The sequence below is a fragment of the Nostoc sp. 106C genome (assembly GCF_002154725.1).
Lineage (GTDB): Bacteria > Cyanobacteriota > Cyanobacteriia > Cyanobacteriales > Nostocaceae > Aulosira.
The window spans coordinates 23,707-41,500 of record NZ_MTAW01000106.1 but is presented as its reverse complement, the minus strand read 5'-3'; the positions used below and the strand labels follow the sequence as shown (position 1 = coordinate 41,500).

General features: G+C 37.3%; 14 protein-coding genes. 4 read left to right on the top strand and 10 right to left on the bottom strand.

Annotated features, from left to right (window positions below):
- Positions 1-27 precede the first annotated feature (27 nt).
- From BV375_RS35990 to BV375_RS14515, 4 genes are all read left to right on the top strand, one after another.
- Positions 28-267, top strand: coding sequence for a hypothetical protein (locus BV375_RS35990; RefSeq protein WP_143842089.1), 240 nt, complete (start codon positions 28-30; stop codon positions 265-267).
- A 56-nt stretch (positions 268-323) separates the two neighbouring features.
- Entirely contained in the window at positions 324-890 is a 567-nt protein-coding gene (locus BV375_RS14525; protein ID WP_086761709.1) for a Uma2 family endonuclease, read from the top strand.
- Between the two features lie 218 nt (positions 891-1,108).
- Positions 1,109-1,663, top strand: a complete 555-nt coding sequence (locus tag BV375_RS14520) for a type IV pilin-like G/H family protein (protein ID WP_086761608.1) — start codon at positions 1,109-1,111, stop codon at positions 1,661-1,663.
- A gap of 190 nt (positions 1,664-1,853) precedes the next feature.
- Positions 1,854-4,064: a tetratricopeptide repeat protein gene (locus tag BV375_RS14515; protein WP_086761606.1), complete on the top strand. Its 2,211-nt coding sequence runs from the start codon at positions 1,854-1,856 to the stop codon at positions 4,062-4,064.
- Positions 4,065-4,259: 195 nt separating this feature from the next.
- On the opposite strand, the gene BV375_RS38135 is transcribed toward BV375_RS14515, so the two are convergent.
- From BV375_RS38135 to BV375_RS14465, 10 genes are all read right to left on the bottom strand, one after another.
- Positions 4,260-8,333, bottom strand: a complete 4,074-nt coding sequence (locus tag BV375_RS38135) for a CmcI family methyltransferase (RefSeq protein ID WP_243713944.1) — start codon at positions 8,331-8,333, stop codon at positions 4,260-4,262.
- A 39-nt stretch (positions 8,334-8,372) separates the two neighbouring features.
- The gene (locus tag BV375_RS14505) at positions 8,373-9,059 is read right to left on the bottom strand and encodes an acylneuraminate cytidylyltransferase family protein (RefSeq protein ID WP_086761604.1); all 687 of its coding nucleotides are present in this window, start codon (positions 9,057-9,059) and stop codon (positions 8,373-8,375) included.
- Positions 9,056-10,105 carry a nucleotidyltransferase family protein gene (locus BV375_RS14500; RefSeq protein WP_086761602.1) on the bottom strand — a complete coding sequence of 350 codons (1,050 nt, stop codon included), beginning with the start codon at positions 10,103-10,105 and terminating at the stop codon, positions 9,056-9,058. Before BV375_RS14500 ends, BV375_RS14505 begins: the two co-directional genes overlap by 4 nt.
- A 187-nt stretch (positions 10,106-10,292) precedes the next feature.
- Positions 10,293-11,348 carry a GNAT family N-acetyltransferase gene (locus tag BV375_RS14495; protein WP_086761600.1) on the bottom strand — a complete coding sequence of 352 codons (1,056 nt, stop codon included), beginning with the start codon at positions 11,346-11,348 and terminating at the stop codon, positions 10,293-10,295.
- Positions 11,345-12,019, bottom strand: coding sequence for a class I SAM-dependent methyltransferase (locus tag BV375_RS14490; protein ID WP_086761598.1), 675 nt, complete (start codon positions 12,017-12,019; stop codon positions 11,345-11,347). Before BV375_RS14490 ends, BV375_RS14495 begins: the two co-directional genes overlap by 4 nt.
- Positions 12,016-13,107 carry a DegT/DnrJ/EryC1/StrS family aminotransferase gene (locus BV375_RS14485; protein WP_166509244.1) on the bottom strand — a complete coding sequence of 364 codons (1,092 nt, stop codon included), beginning with the start codon at positions 13,105-13,107 and terminating at the stop codon, positions 12,016-12,018. The genes BV375_RS14490 and BV375_RS14485 overlap by 4 nt, the downstream gene beginning before the upstream one ends.
- Positions 13,108-13,136: 29 nt before the next feature.
- Positions 13,137-14,300 carry a UDP-N-acetylglucosamine 2-epimerase gene (neuC, locus tag BV375_RS14480; protein WP_086761594.1) on the bottom strand — a complete coding sequence of 388 codons (1,164 nt, stop codon included), beginning with the start codon at positions 14,298-14,300 and terminating at the stop codon, positions 13,137-13,139.
- On the bottom strand, positions 14,297-15,346 hold the full coding sequence (gene neuB, locus BV375_RS14475; RefSeq protein ID WP_086761592.1) for an N-acetylneuraminate synthase: 1,050 nt from the start codon (positions 15,344-15,346) through the stop codon (positions 14,297-14,299). Before neuB ends, neuC begins: the two co-directional genes overlap by 4 nt.
- A 72-nt stretch (positions 15,347-15,418) precedes the next feature.
- Complete coding sequence (locus BV375_RS14470; RefSeq protein ID WP_086761590.1) at positions 15,419-16,585, bottom strand: LegC family aminotransferase; 1,167 nt, start codon at positions 16,583-16,585, stop codon at positions 15,419-15,421.
- 23 nt (positions 16,586-16,608) lie between these two features.
- On the bottom strand, positions 16,609-17,619 hold the full coding sequence (locus BV375_RS14465; RefSeq protein ID WP_086761588.1) for an NAD-dependent 4,6-dehydratase LegB: 1,011 nt from the start codon (positions 17,617-17,619) through the stop codon (positions 16,609-16,611).
- Positions 17,620-17,794 lie beyond the last annotated feature (175 nt).

Sequence of the window (17,794 nt, the reverse complement as noted above, 5' to 3'; positions counted from 1 at the left end):
TTGGGAAAAATGGGGATATTGTTAGCGATGTCTACGACAAGCCCTACCCTACCCTGCGGGAACCCCTTCGGGGAACGGGAACGTCTTCGACGAACGGGTTCAGCAGTTGCTACCCTGCGGGAACGCTTGAGAGCGAACAAGTCGGGAAACCCGACGACAGTTGCTACAACTGAGGGAACCTCCGCAACGCACTGTCTCCCCAACGCACTGCTGACGCTCCTACGTCGCTACCGCTGCGCTAACACCGCTCCGCGTCTACGCAGCTAGTCAATTGTTAGGCGAACAGTACCTATGATATGTATAAGAGTATTTTCTGTAATCTTATGTCGTTCACCATTACAGATCTAGAGCAATTACAAACCGAGCATCCAGAATGGCAGATGGAGCTGGTAGAAGGAAATATTATACTTATGGGGCCATCGGATTACGAGTCAGAGGAAATCGCTACTCGCTTGAGTACCTTCTTAAATAACTGGGTCATGTCGCGCAAGCTGGGACGAGTGACTGGTTCTAGCGCCGGGTTTATCTTACCTAACATAGAAGAAGGCGACTCTGAAAAAAGAAATCTGCGTGCGCCTGACGTTTCTTTTGTACGGGCTGACCGATTGAAGAAAACCAAGCGCGATTTTGTAGAGTTGCTTCCTGACGTCATGGTTGAGGTCAAGTCCAAAACGGACAAAATTCAACCGCTTGAAGAGAAGATTCAGTTATTCTTACAACTTGGGTCTAAAGTCGGGATATTGATTGACCCTGACAAATTGACAGTAACAGTTTACCGACTTAACCAAGCTCTAGTGATATTGCAGAATGGAGACACACTCACGTTACCAGATTTGCTGCCAGGCTGGGAGTTGGCTGTATCAGAACTTTGGCCACCTGAGTTTGATTGATACTCCCACATCGAAATTGAGAATTTAGCCCTTAGTCAACACCAGGGGTTTTATTTATGTGCTATATTTTCTAACCCTATCACTTCACCTTGCCATCACCGCCGTTTGAGGATGAAAACCTAGCAAAAAAATTTTTACTACTAGTGATATGAAACTGAACGGAGGTGGGTAAGTTCTTTTTAGAACAAACAACCCACCCCACCCCAGGGAAAACACTTATGAAAACCGAACTAAAAGCTAAATTTATCCAACACATTCTCGGTAAAAAGCAAGAAAACGAAGGTTTCACACTCATTGAATTGTTGGTAGTAATTATCATCATCGGTATTTTGTCGGCTATTGCGCTACCTTCTTTCTTGAACCAAGCAAACAAAGCTAAGCAGTCGGAAGCTAAAACCTACGTAGGTTCCATGAACCGCGCTCAGCAAGCTTATTACTTAGAAAACAACGAATTTGCAGCGAATTCTGATTTTGGTAAGTTAGGTCTTGGTGTTGCAACACAAACAACAAATTACAAATATCAAATTAATGCTGGTGGTGCTAACAGTAGTGCAGTAACCAACCAAGCAAAAACAGTAGTTGATGCTGCACCTCTGAAAAGTTATATTGGTGGTGTGAGTATAGCAACTCAAGCTGCTACCAGTGAAGCTACTACCATTGCCGTCTTATGTGAAGCTACACAAGCCAGAGTTAACGGTGGTTCAGATGTAGTAGCATCTGACTTTACCGCAAACGGACCTAGTTGCCCCACTAGCTTCGCTGCTTTGAAATAAGTAAAGCATTGACTTACTACGTGAAAATATTCTTTGTCTAAGACACTTCATACAACAGTTAATTTTTCATGTAGTTTGTATTGAACTAAATTAGGTAGTTTTTAAAGTGGGTAGATTATTCTATCCACTTTATTTCCATTATGTGTCGCTCACAATTATATTTCCCATACAATTTTTTCGGAGAATTACTATGATTACTGATATATATAATTGGCAAAATCAAGCTGAACAATACTTTATTCAAGAAAAATATTCGCAAGCAGCGAAGTTATATGAAGAAGCAATCGCAATAGAACCAAATACTATTTCTTATTATTGTCATTTAGGATTACTATTGCTATTACAAGGACAAGAAGCAGAAGCTCAAATGACGTGGATGCTGCCAATGACAGAGGCAGATGAAGAACAGTTAGAAATTTGGACAAATGAACTGTTTCAATTTTTACAAATAGAAGCTGAAAGACGTGAAATACGAGAGGAATATTCTATAGCCTGGTTAATTCGCCAGCATATGCGAGAAGTTAATCCTATTGATATTAATAATTTACTCCACATTTTGCAACTTTGCCTCAAGCTAGAAAAGTTTGAAGAAATTAAGGACTTGCATGAGTGGGGAATAATTGAAATTTTAAACGAGCCAGAAAGTCTAAATATCAATAGTGAATTATTAATACAAGTTTTAGAGGAAATTTTAAATACTGCTCCTTTACATGCAATCAATTTAAATTTAGTAGAAGCTTGTTTACCTTACTTCTCTGATACTTATCAATGCTTTTGTCTAATTCTTACCACTGCCATGACAATCGGTCATACTTTACGGCAGCCTTTATTAGCAGCAGAACTTCTTAAATTGCATTTACAATTAGAACCAGAGAATGTAGAAATTTTGCGACATTTAGCAGTTTTTTATCAAGATGCTCGTCATTATTCTCAAGGTATAGAGACTGCTAAGTTATGTTATTCACTATCAGAAGGTTTAGCTGATAAAATTTTTGCCCTCCATTTGCTGTTAAGAGGACTAATGTCGGCAGGTGGATATTGGCAAGAAATATGTGAAACTTGCGAAGAATTAGAAGGTATATATCAAGAATTCATCAAAGCTCAACCAATTTCTTTAGAAGAGGCAAGAATACTAAGGTTGCTTACGCCATCCTTTGCTATACCTCATATTAAAGATACTCCTGCCAATTTTCGAGCAATTCATAATAAAGTAGCTGAAATCTTTAATACTGATATTCAAACTTTAGCTAAATCACAAGGAAAAAAATATGATGCCCAAGAAAAAAAATTAAAAACTCCCAGCAAGAAACTTAAAATTGGTTATATATCTTACGCTTTAAGAAATCATTCAGTTGGTTGGTTAGCTCGCTGGTTATTTCAGCATCATGACCAAGATAAATTTGATATTCATACTTATTTTGTTAACTATCAATTAGTAGATGATTTTCTCCAGGATTGGTATGTACAAAAGGCAGGCAATGCTCATAAATTAGGTATGAATGGTTTAAAAATTGCTGAACAGATATATCAAGATGAAATCGATATTTTAATTGACCTTGATAGTATTACTTTAGACATTACTAGTGAAGTGATGGCACTCAAGCCAGCCCCTATCCAAGTTACTTGGCTAGGTTGGGATGCATCAGGCATACCTGCAATTGATTACTATATTGCCGACCCCTATGTATTGCCAGACGATGCACAAAATTACTACACAGAAAAAATTTGGCGATTACCCCAAACTTACATAGCAGTAGATGGTTTTGAGGTAGGTGTCCCAACTCTTCGTCGGGAAGACTTAAATATTCCTGGGGATGCTGTTGTGTACCTAAGCGCACAAAGAGGATATAAACGCCATCCAGAAACAACTAAATGGCAAATGCAAATTATCAAACAAGTACCTAACAGCTACTTTTTGATTAAGGGGCTTTCTGAAGAAGAAGCAATTAAACGCTTCTTTTATCAAATTGCTGAAGAAGAGGGTGTTGATTGCTCTCGATTACGATTTTTACCCCAAGTTTCTCTAGAGTCAGTTCATCGTGCTAACTTAGGTATTGCTGATATTGTATTAGATACATATCCTTACAACGGAGCAACAACAACCCTAGAAACATTGTGGATGGGTATACCTTTAGTGACCAGAGTTGGTGAACAATTTGCGGCGCGTAATAGTTATACCATGATGATCAATGCTGGTGTCACTCAAGGCATAGCTTGGACAGATGAAGAGTATATAGAATGGGGTGTCTGCTTGGGTAAAGACGCTTCTTTAAGACAACAAATTTCTTGGCAATTACGTCAATCTAGACACACTGCACCATTGTGGAATGGTAAGCAGTTTACTCTTGAGATGGAGAACGCTTACGAACAGATGTGGCAAAGGTATGTAGAAGAAAAGTAAGTAAAAATATCCTTAGCCTTGGCGAATGGAATTCGCAGCTATACAGACAAAACCCGCCTATGCGGGTTTAAAATTCCTCAAGTCCGCGCAGGCGGTGAGTCCAGTGCTGCGGGAAGGTTTCCCTCCGCAGGCGACTGGCGAACCCGAAGGGACTTCGTTTGTGTAGCCGCGATTTCTAATTGCCAGGTATATTTGCTAGACAGGTATAACCTCTGATTGGAAGATGCTCAAGCTATCTAATTCACAGACTGGTAACTTGTCTGCTTTTACTTGTGTGATCGCCTGCGGGTTATCTATTGCCATAGCAATTCGAGTTTGAATCCTAGGCAAAAGAATATGCCATTGAATATCACTTATATGACCTAACAGAGAAATTTCTGGACCCTCTGTTATATCCACATCCTCTTCCATGAGCAAATTCATGGTCAAAGACGATAAAAGCATATCAGCTTCCTCTTCAGCAATATTATGAGTATCTATTAAGAGAGTTATCTGACTTTTATCTGGGTGAGTAGTGAGAGCAGAAATCACACTTGCTAAATCTTGATATAGTAGGTCTTCTGGCTGTGACCAGTCAGGAAAAACAATCAGGTTAGTATCATTTAAGCGCAAATTTTGGCTTAGATTATCTACAAGATAATTGCTGAATAGCTCTTGAAATAGGCTTCCTATTTTAGCTGAGTAGGAGCGACTATCTAGAAAACTAGGATTAGCCTGCATTTTTCCTTGGATTTGAGCACTCTTTTGCTGGCGTAATTCAGAGTCATTACCAAGTGCGATCGCTAGCTGGATATAAGACTCTTCATTATCCGCAACTAAACCAGGAATATTCAATGCTTGCACCATTGCTGCACCCATGGCAGAACGAAAACTAGTTCCCTGTCTAGCAATTACTGGTAGATTAACCTGTAATGGTTCAATTAAAGAAGTTGTACCCGCAAATGGATAAGAATCTAGATAAACATCAGCGATTTTGAAGTATTCCTTAACATCTTCTCTATTTGGTATTGGCTGAGGATCTAAAACTATCAATCTATTTACTGATATCTCATATTTTGCAAATACTTTACTTAAGTGATTTTCAAAAGCTTTCTTTGGATATGCATTAGACCAATTTGGCCCATATGGTAGTAGTACCAGAACGGAATTTGGCACTTCTGTAATAATTTTTGCCCATGAGTTAATTAATTCTGGGATGATTTTGAAGAAGTTAGCACTAGAGATAAAAACAATAGTATCTTGAGAAATTCCTAAACTCTCTCGATCAACTTCTACAGTTACCTTTTCCGGTTCAGCACCATAACTAAAACAATGCGCAGTTCCTTCTAATTTCACTAATTTTTCTCGATACTGTTCTTGTGCTGTTGGTGATGGGTCGGTTAATGTACCGGAAATATAATAATCTATATTTCGTACTCCAGTTGTAACAACCGAGCCTCCACTTGTAACTTGTATCCTAGCTAATCTATGCATTGATAAGAAGCATATTTGATTAGTTACTGCTGTTACATTAGTAGCGATAAATAATATATCCAGATCGTCAGCACGAATAGTATTTACTTGTTCTGTTAATTCTTGTGGTAGTAACTTAAAGGAGTTTGCACAACTTTGACAATATTGCTCTAGTGGATGACCAGTTTGATTAAGAGAGTACAAGATTACTTCATACTCTCTGCTTAGATATTCATAAACAGGAAGAGAAGCAAAGGTTTCAGATGAGGGGAGAAAATGAGATGCTAATATTCCAAGACGAATTTTTCTACGGTTAATAGAACTATTAGGGAATACATAATCTAATTTATAGTTCTTCTCTTTTAAAAAATGCTCTATGATTTCTGCTCGTTTGGCATAAATACTTTTAACATTTGCCTCATTAAAGTATAAATGAATAAAATTAGACTTAAACACAAAATTCTCTAAAAAATCATTCCAATAAATAAAATTATCATGGCATAAAATAGATTTATGTAAGACATCTACCCAATCTTCAAGATAATAGTAATAATCTTTTGATTCACCAGATTTTTGGAAGTAAGAATGCGGATTAAAAAGATAGGTGACGTAGTCAGTTATCAGCCAATAAGGTATGAGAGCAATTTCCTGACGCAAGGGTAACTGCTGAGGATGAAGATACAGCATAGCTACCAGTAGAGACTGAAGCACTTTAGAATCATCACATTCTTGCGAGAGATATGTGACTACTTCATTAACAAAAGCCTGTTCTTTAGGAGTAATTGGTTCATTTATCAAACCCACTTTAAGCAATACTTGATGCTTCTTACCCAATTCTCCTATGTAAACGCTTTCAAGTTGAAAAGCTGGTAAGTTCAGAAATTCAATAGCAATTTGATTACGCAATTCTCGCAAGTTAGCGATCGCTAATGGATTACTAGGGTCTTTTTGGTACTCTTGGATGTAAATTGAAAATGTATCAGTCTCAGTAACTTCTTGGTAGTCGCGCTTCTTTAAATATCCTGACGGGTTAAATGTGAGATATAATTTTTCACATTCTTGCTCTATATAAAAATCTGAATTTTCATGTAGAAAAGCTTGAACTGCCTCCATTGGACCAGGCCCATACTCAGGATAAACTGGATGGCCATTAATATTTGTGTCCTCGACAATAAGATAGCTTTTAGGTGTCACAAATTGATGGTAAAGATGCAGTTCTTGTAATACATGTTCGGCACGATGATCAGAATCCAAAATAACCAATACTGAGCTTTTATTGGTTATTTTTTGCCGTACTCGCTCTATCATAGTTTCAGATATTGAAGAGCCGAGCCAATAAGATATGCGGGGATGCTGGGGTCTATTAGGGCGATCTTGGATGTCAATACTTACAATTTCACCCTTACCAAGTAGATCGCACATCTGTGCCAAAAATAAAGCACTTCCACCATAAAGTGTTCCAGTTTCAATAATAATGTCAGGCTTAATTTCAAATAGAATCTCCTGATAAATCCATAAATCTAATGGACACTTGTAAACAGGTATTCCCATCCAATAAGTTTTTTGCCATGTTAGCCCTCTTTGCTGGGCTGCATTATAGTAAAGTTGATGAAACCACTGAATAATATCTTTTTCTGCGACTTGGGATTGGATTTGGTATTGCATATTGGTGCTTGGTTTAATTAATATTGGATATTGATGAAATTGTGTAATTTTTTCTTTTATATCTATAAAACTTATAGGCTCAAATTTTTTCATATAAGCCTGTTTTACAGCTAAAGAGAAAATATGTTCATATATGAGTTTTTCTTCTCCTATATTTTTATCATAAAATTCGCTAACTATTTTTTCTCCATAGCCTATCACCAATTCGCTTTGACAAAGATACGCAATAGAGACACATGCTGAAGAATAAGATGTAAATGCTTTCGTGATTTTCAAAAAGTTACAAAATAGATCAATAGGCACTCTTGTAAAAACTTCTGGAATCAAAAAAGCATTAAGCTTGTGTTTATTTAGTTCTCTAACTAGTACCTGTGCCTGATTGAGTTGCTGCCTTGGGTGACCTTTAACTAAAATATTTTCGCATGCTTGAGTATAAGGTAAAATACTTGATAGGTAAGAATGAATTTCATCTTGATAATTTTTGACTAATCCAGCTTCTGTCTCATAAGATGTTAGAGAAATTGTTAATGAATTTCCAAATTGATTGTTCAGATTTTTACAATAATCTCTAAGCCCATCTATTTGTCTAGAACTATCAGAAACTATATCTTCAAAAAACTCTGGACTAACTTGTTTAACATTACAAAGTTCAAATGATTTTCCACAATCGATTGGTGTAATCAGATAACTATCATCTATAGGAATATAACCACATGCATTTAGAGATTTAATATCTGAATTACTACTATACAGGTTTAATAAACCTAAACTATCTCCATAACATATTTTCCGAGCGTTTGCATAAGCTGATAAAAATACTTCATTTATAAATTGCCAGTTGCGACAAGTATAAACAACATCAGCAAATGGAAGGTTGAGGTAGTTTTTTAATAACTGTGTCGTGGTAACAAAATCAAAATCTTTTACAGAACAAAGATTTTCAAATTCATAAAGTGATAACCTCTCTTTAAATTTCCAAATTTGAGAAATTTGTATACACACTTTATTCAATTTTTGGTCTCTATAGCCCCCCATTATCAAATAATCATCACAGTTTCTATATTCTCCATTTTTTTCTTGTGAACGAAGCACAGAGAGTACAGTTAGTAATTGGGCTGGTCCTTGAACTACAATTAATCTGATTTTAGGCATAATTACTCAATTAATAGAAATAAGATTAGTTTGTAAATATTAACTATGTTTTATATGGTTCTGCATCCAAAGTAAATCGAATTCAGTATCTATATCTAATGAACGTTCCAATGGCATAATATATGCCGTTGTGTCTTCACTAATAAAATTTTTATTTTGTAGGAGCCATGCTGTTTGAGCCACATAAACAGCACCATTTAATAGATAAACTTTTGGTAAATCTTGCCGACGCTCAAAAATATTGGGTGTTTTGATAAAAGGCTGCATTTTTCCACTTTTATCAACGGTATACATCCAATAGGGGCTTGAATCAGATTCAGTAACTGAGACAGAAGAATAACTGTGAGTTTTAACACAAGCTTCAAGACAAGCATCAATGTCTATCACCTTTCTCAGAGGAGAAGTTGGTTGGAGAAGAACAATATAATCATATATAGGAAGCTGACTTAAAGCGTGTAAAACAGGAGCAATTCCTGGCGTATCATCCTGAGCGAGTTCAATAGGGCGTTTAAAAGCAACTTCACAGCCCCATTGTTGAGCGATGCTAATAATTTCATCATCTTCTGATGACAGTATTAATCTATCTATATAAATAGATTTTTTAGCTTCTTCAATTGTCCATGCAATTAATGGTTTTCCTCCTATTTCTCGAATATTTTTACGCGGGACTGTTTTAGATCCTCCTCGGGCGGGAATAATTGCCAAAACTTTTTTTTCTTGAATCATACAAATACCTCTCTAAATTCTTCGTTGGCTTTCTCAAAATCACTCATCCTTCCAATATCTAACCAGTATTCTCTAATGGGAAAAGCAGAGGTTTTTTCTTGTTTTTGAATTAGTGTTTCAAATAGAGACGGCATGTCGTAGTATTTTGCTTTAGGAATTGAGTCTAAACATGATGGTTCTAAAATATAAATTCCTGTATTAACATGAAATTTATATACAGGCTTCTCTCTAAGTCCAATAATTCTTTGTTGCTCTGTATCAACTACACCAAAGGGAATCTGAAAATCATACTCTGTGACTGCCATTGTTGCCACGCTCTCATGCTCTTGATGAAAATTGAGCATGTTATGGAAGTTCAGTTTCGTTAATAAATCCGCATTCATTACAAAAAAAGGTAATTCTGGGTGTTCCGGCAGTAAACTTAAACCGCCAGCAGTACCTAAACGTTCTGTTTCACGCAGATATTCGACATTTACTCCCCACCGTGAGCCATCGTTAAAGTAGTTTTCAATCATGTGAGATTTATAATTGACTGAAATAAAAAATTGATGGAATCCACAGTCAATAAAGCTCTCTAAGATATTTTCCAGAATTGGCTTACCACCTACTTTCAACAAGGGCTTTGGACAATCTTGAGTTAAGGGGGCTAACCGAGTTCCCAACCCACCAGCAATTAAAACAATCCAGTTATCACGCTTAGTAACTTCTAGCAGTTGTTCTAGTAGTGCAAGTTTGACAACTCGCCTGTCTAGATCAATTACAGGGATTTGCCGAATGCTTTTTCGGCGCATTATAGCGATAATTTCATCATTAGTCGTATTAGTACCGACAGTAATGGGTTGAAGATTCATTGCTAGATGAACAGGTTCATCTAACGATAACCCTCTCAATATCGCTCGGCGGATATCTCCATCAGTCACAGTTCCTAATAATTGCTGTTGTTCGTTCACAACCAGTGCAATTTGCAGAGCGCTAGTATCAATGGTTTGGATTGCTTCCCGAAGTGAGTATTGTGGCGAAATCAATATTATTTTCCAGTCTTTCACGGTATTCCCCTAGTTCTTTTCAGGGTTTTTAATTCACGAGTTGGAAAGTTCAGGTATCTCATAAATAAAAATGAGGTACTTTTACGCTTACCAGTGACCGCTGGAAACTAGAGTTTACCTATTAACTTTCCAAGTTGTGTTAATTAATAGAATTCCCAAATATAACCAGAAAATAACAGTAATTGCTTCAAGTTAAGCGATAAAGAAGGAAGTAGTTAGGCCGTTGGATGAATTGTTGCTGACGCATCCAGTTAACGCAGAGTTTTTCGTAGACGGCTGCATTATGAACTCGTCCACCGATATAGAAAGGAAGATACAATCTCGAGAGACTGGCTTTAAAGCGGAAGAGGTCATCTTTTGGGTCTGCGGTTCGTCCCCCTCCCAGATGCAGCCAGTGAAAGCCGTTTTTTTGTCCCCATTGTGCAACTGTGTGTAATAGTAAATTGTTAGGAGCAAAGGAGCGATAATTGACATCGCTACCTGCCAGATGGTAGTGGAGGAAATCTCCATGTTGCAGAAATAATCCAGCAGTAACAATATGCTCTTCATATCTGACCGTGAATAGTTTAACGGCTTGAGTCAGATTGTTCCATAAGTATTTAAAATAAGACTCACAGAAGTAGTAATAAGGAATAGCGCCGAGAAGGTTCATCGTCTGTTCATACATTTGTCGGAATGCTTCTAAGTTTTCCGGTGTAGAACTTTCTGCACAAACCAATCCATTTTTAATAGCTTTGTTAACCATATTGCGCTGCACAGAAGGATAGTTTGCCCATAAATCTTGCTCAGATCCCTTTAAACTAACAACGACCGTTTCTCTATTGGGGATTAGCCGACAAGACTGATCGACGTATTGGTGATTCTGAAGCAGCGGATTGAAGCGAATAAACTCAGCAATTATACGATTATCTTGGCACCATTGAGAAAACACGGCTTGAACTTTTGTCAAAAACGCTGGATCGGTAGTAGTACTTAATGGACCACTGTATCCGTAGACTGTTTCAATATCGTACCAAGGCTCGTCTAAAACTTCAGACCCAACTTGCTGAATAGAACGCACAAAGAAAGGGTAAAACCAAGTATTACCTTCATCTTGGGCAACAAAAGCATAAGCTATTCCATCCCCATTTAACTCATATGCTCTATGATATTCAGGGAGAAAATAGATATCTATTGAGTGAAAACGTTCTAGTACTTTGTACCACTCTTCTGTCTCTTGAGCAGTAAAAATTTGCCATTTCACGGTTGTTTTTTGCCTTCGACAAGCCAATGCTTATAATATTGTTGCTGGTGGTTCAGACTACGAAGTGAATATTCAATTTGTACATCAGTAAAGTAATTTGAGAGTTCCTGCACTTCTTCTAAATTGAAAAAATGGCATAGCCCTTTGCTTTCTAAAGGTCCTTCCGTGATCTCAATGAACGTTCCTGATTCGACTTCTTTCCCTAAGCCATATCCCCACGATCCAGAAGCAACGGCCATAGAAAAGATTCTACCTCCAGGTTTGAGCACAGTTTTAACTTGTTCTACTATGATTTTAATGCCTGGAATTGAGTTGTGTTGCAAGCACGCTACGTCTAGCACTGCATCAAAATAGGCAGGAGGATAAAAGTTAGATAATGAAATCAGATCCCCGATTTGGAGATGGGCTTTTAAACCTTCTGAATGTAAACGATTTTCCGCTTTAGCTATTGCTGTGGCTGATCCATCAATCCCATAGACATCAAAACCTTCTCTGCTCATATACCAAATATTTGCTCCAGTACCGCAGCCAATTTCTAGCAATTTAATTTGCTTTCTATTTGTAAAGGCATAAAAATTTCGCGCTATGAAGCGAATAACTTCTTCTGGAGGATATTTTCCCCACTCCCGTGTACTGAATATCTGTTCCCAAGTGGAATCCCAATTCATCATATATTTTGATACGCGATCAATAATTGGTCGATCAAACTATTCATATCGTCTTTGGTGTAACGTTGGTCGATAGGCAAACTCAGTATTTCTTTTGATATCTGATGGGCTTCTGGAAATTCGGTTACTTGAACTTCTTGAGGTAAATGCCAGTGAATAGGACAAAAGACGTTTTGAGACTGGAGTTGATGCCTTAGTTGGTCTCTTTTCTTCTCTCTGACTCGAAGGGGAAATACCAAAGGAGATACTCCTTCTGGTAATTGTGCAATCAAGGGAACACCTAGAGACTGTAGTTTAGGAGTTTCCGTAAATGCCTGGAGAATAGATAAAAAATTGCTGCGTCTTCTTTCCATAGCATCCGACAAATTAAGACGCTTAAGTAAATCTTGGGAAATTTCAGACATTCCCTGCATGGGCGTTTGAGTATCTAATTCTCTTTCCGCAGCAGCGAAGAGATTTAGATATATCTCTTCTAATTCAGAAGAGTTTAAGTAATGGTGGATAAACTCATAACGTAAAAACTTACCAAATAAACGATATCTCACAAACTTGCTAAGGATTGCTGGCAAATAAGCTAAAGTATGTTGTGTATTATTGATCACTAATCCGCCATCTGGCAAGGGTAAATATTTCCGAAAACTGGTCAAGCTAAAATGTCCAATTTTCCCAACAACCGGATGAGTAGCTTCAACTAGAGATCCCTGGACGCAATCTTCAATCAACCAGCACTGTTTTTTTAAATTTAGCAGAGCTTCCTTAACTTTTTTAGCGACAGGAAATCCGAAATAGTTAATAAAAAATATTCCTTGAGGAGATAAATTCTCTACCTGCTTTATTAAATGCATTAAATCTAAACTTAAATCAGAATTAATGTTATAAAAAGCTATTTCAATTTTTTCTTCTTGAAAAGTTTGAAGTACGCTAGAACATAAATAGGCTGGCAGAAGAAATACCCCATTTAATTCTTCTTTGATAGCCTGCAAAATCAATTTAATTCCTGTCCTCCCTGTAACAACAGTTTGATGGCTAGGCAATTGGGATAAGATGTTATGGATTAGAGGGGCAGTGAGTGTTTGAGGAGCTAATTCCATTTCTCCCCCTAAAGCTTTGAATTTCTGCCTCATATCTGATTTGAAACGCTAAAAAATTGTTTTTTTAAAAAACTTGAGCCAATGTTAATACTTTTGAGAACTCTAATAATGCGATAAGCTGCCTGACCATCTCCGTAAGGATTTTTTAAGTCTGACAGACCAAGGCGAAAATAAGACTGCAAGGCTCTATTAATAGATTCATTGATTGCCTTAAAATCAAGCCCAACATCAATCACATTTTTGGTTTGCAGCCGACCTTGCTGGCGATCGCCAATATTAACAACTGGTAGGCGAAAACTGGGCGCTTCCCAAATCCCACTGGAAGAATTGCCTACCATTACGTCAGCTTGTCCTAGCAAACTGTAGTATCTTAACTGACCGAGATTAGAAAAAAACTTAGCTTGGGTTCTAGTAGCAACAAATTCTTGAATTTTTTTGATAATCACTCGTCCTTCAGGATCAGCATTGGGACAAGTAAAGATGAGAGTTCCTTCAACTTGCTCTAAAGCCTTCAAGACAATCTCAATCTCTTCCACAGGACTTATGGCACTAAGGGTCGTGGGATGATACGTGATTAGTAAAATAGGAGGTTTTAACTCCAGTCCAAGACTCTGACTTAGCTCCTCTCGTACCATTAATTTCATTTGTTGGATGGAGTCTAAAGCTGGATCTCCTGTTACAAAAACACGCCAAGGTTGTTCACCCATCTGGAGTAGTCTTTCTTTATGTTCCTGCATCGCTACAAAATGTAGATGGCTCATTTGAGTCACTGCGTAGCGGATTTGATTGTCAATCGCTCCTTCCGTGATATCTCCACCAGAGATGTGAGCAATAGGAATACGAAAGGGTAGAGTAGAACTGACAATTGAAAGTAATTCAAAGCGATCGCCTACAATCAGCAATAGATCTGGCTGATAGCGAGCAAAGCTTTGAGCCAAGCCAATCGTCCCAAGACCTATAGATTTAGCAACGCCTTCGGGAGTATTAGAATTGAGGAGCATTTCTACGCGATCGCCAATCTCAAAACCATCAGATTCAATCTCTTGCACAGTCAACCCAAATTCAGGCGATAGATGCATTCCTGTGACAATTAGGTGTAGATGTAAATCAGGATCTTGTTGAATCTGTTTGAGAATTGGTAGACAACTGCTGTAGTCTGATCGTCCTACCGTCACGACACCAATGCTTCTCATGTTAAATCACTCCAACAGATTATTTGACCTGCTTTGAGCGATCTCGTTACCTTGCGCCCTATTACTAAGTCTTGCTGGGTTGGAGAAATACCACTGGCTGGGCGCAGAGCAGTGAGCATTTCTGGCTGAAGTACAGTTCCTTTTACTACATCACAGGTTACTGCTATGCTACGACGAGCGATCGCACGGGTATTAGTTTCAGATTCTGTCGGTTGTTTCAAGCCATTTCCTAAAGCAAGTTCTACGCTTCTTACCCCCTTAACTAATGCCTGTAACTCTTGAGGGTCTAAAGAAGCTTTGTGGTCAGGCCCAAGCAAGTTTTTATCTAAGGTAAAATGCTTTTCAATCACACAAGCTCCCAAAGCAACTGCCGCTAATGCCACTTCAATTCCTGGTGTATGATCCGAATAGCCTACTGGTACTTGCAGGGCTGTCGCCATTGAATGCATTGCCCTAAGATTGGCTTCAACTGGGTTGGCAGGGTAGTTTGAGACACAGTGTAACAATACCAATTGTTCACATCCAACTTGGCGAATTACCCGGAGAGCTTCTTCGACTTCGCTTAAGTAGGACATTCCAGTTGAAACAATTAAAGGTTTACCCTTACGTGCGACATACTTTAAAAAATTCCAGTTTGTGATTTCTCCTGAAGGAATTTTAAATAGCGGCACTTTTAATTCTTCCAAAAGGTCTGCACTTTCTTCATCAAAGGGAGTTGAAATAAATAAGATTCCTTGTTGTTTTGAGTAAGCTTGTAATTCTCGATGTGCTTCTACTGACAATTCTAATGGACGAATCATATCAAGTTGAGATTCATTAGGATTTGTTGTCAGTAATTGGTATTCTGCTTTAGGAGCTGTGCTAGTAACAACTTTTTCTGACTTAAAAGATTGAAATTTAACCGCATCTGCTCCTGCTTCTAAAGCTTTGTCAATTAAATGTTTAGCTATGTCTAAGCTACCATTGTGGTTTACCCCTGCTTCAGCAATGATAAAACAAGGATATCCTGGTCCTATTGATATACCAGATACGTCAATTTTTTGCATATTTATTACTTTAGTTTGACCATACAAATACTACTCTAAAAACATTATTTTATAACATCAAACATTTAATTTTTAAACTAGAAAAGCACTACTCGGAATATTAATTATTCTACTTTCTAAACTTTCTGCAACCTCTAAATTCATACGAGGAAAATCTTTATACATAGGTAATTTATGCATTAAAGTCCATGCAGGACGAGTCATAATACCATAATTATTAGTTAATTCTAATAAATCATTTCTTTGTGCAGCATAATCTTCATTTAACAACAAAGTATTCAGCCAATAATTACTATGTGCATAATCAGGTTCTGTAAAAAACTTGATCCCATAAATTTGTTGGAAAATTTGAGCGTATTTTTCTGCCAAAGCTCTTTTTGCACTTAAAATTTCTGGTAAATTCTCTAGTTGGGCACATCCTATAGCTGCGTTAATATTAGGTAATCGATAATTATAACTAACCTGATCGTGATTAAATGCCCACCGATGCGGTAATTTAGCAGTTGTAGTCATATGCTTAGCCAAGTTTGCTAAAGAATCATCTTGGGTTAAAATCGCTCCACCTCCTCCAGTCGTAATAATTTTATTGCCGTTAAAACTGAGTGCCGTAACTTTACCCCAGTTACCTGTATGGCGACCTTTGTAAAAACTACCTAAAGACTCCGCCGCATCTTCAATTAAGGTTAATTGAAAGTGCTCACAAACCTGGTACAAAGCATCCAAATCTACTGGATGACCAAATGTATGAACTGCAATAATAGCTTTGATAAATCGCCCAGTTTTTCGATTACAGCAACCTTCAGACTTAATTTCTGCAATACTATCCAGATAATTACCTAGTTTTTTTGGATCTATTCCCAATGTTGTTTCTTCACTATCTATAAAGTGAGGAATAGCTCCACAATAGGAAACTGCATTTGCTGTTGCTACAAAGGTTAAGCTTGGAATTAAAACTTCATCCCCTGCTTTAACTCCAATCAACTGTAAACATATATGAAGAGCAGCAGTACCATTTACCACTGCAACTGCCCGATTGACTCCAGTATATTTAGCTAGGCTAGATTCAAAATTATCAACGAATTTACCTACTGAAGAAACCCATCTTGTATCTAAACATTCTTTGACATAAACCCATTCATTACCAATAAAATAAGGTTCATGCAATCCGATACAACTTTGCTCTTGCGGTAAAACTTTTTGTAATGCTTCAAGAATAACTTTTAAATCAAGTTGGCTCATTTAATATCATCAAAATATATTTATTATATGTTATAAATATTGGTTTTATAAAGCTTACAATTATCTCGATTGGCAAACCATTTGACAGTTTCTGTAATTCCCTGTTTCAATCCTTCTTTACCACTGTAAATAGGTTTCCAACCCAGCAATTTCTTTGCTTTGGTATTATCTGCCCAGAGACGCTCAACTTCGCTTTTTTCAGGACGTAGACGTTGTTCTTCAGTTTGAATATCAATTTCAATATTCATTACTTCAGAAATTAATTTAACAGTTTCCTCAATTGATATCTCATAGTTACTTCCAAGATTAATAACTTCTCCGATAGCATTTGATTGAGCCGCAGCGATAAAGCCTTGAACTATGTCTTTAACATAGTTAAAATCTCTGGTAGGATGTAATGCACCTAGTTTGATTTTCTGCTGCCCACTAGCAATTTGAGTAATTACAGTTGGAATAATTGCACGAGCAGATTGCCTAGGACCATAAGTATTAAATGGTCTGATAATTGTAACTGGAGTATTAAAAGAGTAGTAAAAAGACATTGCAATACTATCTGCTCCAATTTTGCTTGCTGAATAAGGTGATTGACCTTGAAGCGGATGCTCTTCAGTAATAGGAACAAATCTAGCAGTACCGTATACTTCACTAGTAGAAGTATGAATGATTTTTTGCAAGCCTAATTCTCGAGCAGCTTGCACAATATTGAGTGTTCCTTTGATATTGGTATCAATATAAGTATCAGGAGAATGATAGGAATAAGGAATAGCAATCAAAGCTGCTAAATGCATAACAATGTCGCATCCTTTTAGAGCTTCCTTGACTCCGTGAGGATCTCGAATATCTCCAGCGAATATTTCCAAATTTTCTTTAATATCTTGAGGAGAGTGGTCTAACCAGCCCCAAGAGTTAAAAGAGTTATAAAAAACAAAGGCTCGTACTCGATAGCCTTTCTTAACAAGTTCTTCAGTTAAATGAGAACCGATAAAGCCATCAGCACCTGTAACTAGGATATTGACATTAGATAAGTCTGCCACGTAATACCTTTGAGTCTATACAGAAGATAAAACTATTGTTTAATGAAGAATGCCTTGGATAAGATTTTTACTACACTGCTTGACTGAACAATACAATTTAGTCTAAGAGGTTGTTTTAAAAATCCTGGAAGGTAGAATTGCCGTTGTGATGAGAGCATCTAGTTTTGGCAGATAG

Excerpts from the sequence above, each read along its gene's own strand:
- BV375_RS35990 (WP_143842089.1), top strand. The coding sequence starts at position 28 with ATGTCTACGACAAGCCCTACCCTACCCTGCGGGAACCCCTTCGGGGAA.
- BV375_RS14525 (WP_086761709.1), top strand. The coding sequence starts at position 324 with ATGTCGTTCACCATTACAGATCTAGAGCAATTACAAACCGAGCATCCA.
- BV375_RS14520 (WP_086761608.1), top strand. The coding sequence starts at position 1,109 with ATGAAAACCGAACTAAAAGCTAAATTTATCCAACACATTCTCGGTAAA.
- BV375_RS14515 (WP_086761606.1), top strand. The coding sequence starts at position 1,854 with ATGATTACTGATATATATAATTGGCAAAATCAAGCTGAACAATACTTT.
- BV375_RS38135 (WP_243713944.1), bottom strand. The coding sequence starts at position 8,333 with ATGCCTAAAATCAGATTAATTGTAGTTCAAGGACCAGCCCAATTACTA.
- BV375_RS14505 (WP_086761604.1), bottom strand. The coding sequence starts at position 9,059 with ATGATTCAAGAAAAAAAAGTTTTGGCAATTATTCCCGCCCGAGGAGGA.
- BV375_RS14490 (WP_086761598.1), bottom strand. The coding sequence starts at position 12,019 with ATGATGAATTGGGATTCCACTTGGGAACAGATATTCAGTACACGGGAG.
- BV375_RS14485 (WP_166509244.1), bottom strand. The coding sequence starts at position 13,107 with ATGGAATTAGCTCCTCAAACACTCACTGCCCCTCTAATCCATAACATC.
- neuC (WP_086761594.1), bottom strand. The coding sequence starts at position 14,300 with ATGAGAAGCATTGGTGTCGTGACGGTAGGACGATCAGACTACAGCAGT.
- neuB (WP_086761592.1), bottom strand. The coding sequence starts at position 15,346 with ATGCAAAAAATTGACGTATCTGGTATATCAATAGGACCAGGATATCCT.
- BV375_RS14470 (WP_086761590.1), bottom strand. The coding sequence starts at position 16,585 with ATGAGCCAACTTGATTTAAAAGTTATTCTTGAAGCATTACAAAAAGTT.